Source organism: Pseudomonas sp. NPDC090752, from assembly GCF_055584805.1.
This window is the reverse complement of sequence record NZ_JBVJLI010000043.1, coordinates 1-1,442: the sequence shown is the minus strand read 5'-3', so window position 1 is coordinate 1,442 and position 1,442 is coordinate 1. Positions and strand designations below refer to the sequence as shown.

The window sequence follows — 1,442 nt, the reverse complement described above, 5'->3', positions numbered from 1 at the left end:
GTGGTTCGTCGCGAACTTTCGGTTCGTTTCGTCTTCACCACCACAATCTGCGTAGCAGATTGCTTGGGTGTTATATGGTCAAGCCTCACGGGCAATTAGTATTGGTTAGCTCAACGCCTCACAGCGCTTACACACCCAACCTATCAACGTCGTAGTCTTCGACGGCCCTTTAGGGAACTCAAGGTTCCAGTGAGATCTCATCTTGAGGCAAGTTTCCCGCTTAGATGCTTTCAGCGGTTATCTCTTCCGAACATAGCTACCCGGCAATGCCACTGGCGTGACAACCGGAACACCAGAGGTTCGTCCACTCCGGTCCTCTCGTACTAGGAGCAGCCCCTCTCAAATCTCAAACGTCCACGGCAGATAGGGACCGAACTGTCTCACGACGTTCTAAACCCAGCTCGCGTACCACTTTAAATGGCGAACAGCCATACCCTTGGGACCGGCTTCAGCCCCAGGATGTGATGAGCCGACATCGAGGTGCCAAACACCGCCGTCGATATGAACTCTTGGGCGGTATCAGCCTGTTATCCCCGGAGTACCTTTTATCCGTTGAGCGATGGCCCTTCCATACAGAACCACCGGATCACTAAGACCTACTTTCGTACCTGCTCGACGTGTTTGTCTCGCAGTCAAGCGCGCTTTTGCCTTTATACTCTACGACCGATTTCCGACCGGTCTGAGCGCACCTTCGTACTCCTCCGTTACTCTTTGGGAGGAGACCGCCCCAGTCAAACTACCCACCATACACTGTCCTCGATCCGGATAACGGACCTGAGTTAGAACCTCAAAGTTGCCAGGGTGGTATTTCAAGGATGGCTCCATGAGAACTGGCGTCCCCACTTCAAAGCCTCCCACCTATCCTACACAAGCAAATTCAAAGTCCAGTGCAAAGCTATAGTAAAGGTTCACGGGGTCTTTCCGTCTAGCCGCGGATACACTGCATCTTCACAGCGATTTCAATTTCACTGAGTCTCGGGTGGAGACAGCGCCGCCATCGTTACGCCATTCGTGCAGGTCGGAACTTACCCGACAAGGAATTTCGCTACCTTAGGACCGTTATAGTTACGGCCGCCGTTTACCGGGGCTTCGATCAAGAGCTTCGCTTGCGCTAACCCCATCAATTAACCTTCCGGCACCGGGCAGGCGTCACACCCTATACGTCCACTTTCGTGTTTGCAGAGTGCTGTGTTTTTAATAAACAGTCGCAGCGGCCTGGTATCTTCGACCGGCGTGGGCTTACGGAGCAAGTCCTTCACCCTCACCGGCGCACCTTCTCCCGAAGTTACGGTGCCATTTTGCCTAGTTCCTTCACCCGAGTTCTCTCAAGCGCCTTGGTATTCTCTACCTAACCACCTGTGTCGGTTTGGGGTACGGTTCCCAGTTATCTGAAGCTTAGGAGCTTTTCTTGGAAGCATGGCATCAACCACTTCGTCGCCTAA

General features: G+C 53.1%; 1 rRNA gene. It reads right to left on the bottom strand.

Features of this window, described 5'->3' with window-relative positions:
- Nucleotides 1-74: 74 nt before the first annotated feature.
- A 23S ribosomal RNA gene (locus tag ACZ6YA_RS26045) occupies nt 75-1,442 on the bottom strand; the annotation flags it as partial.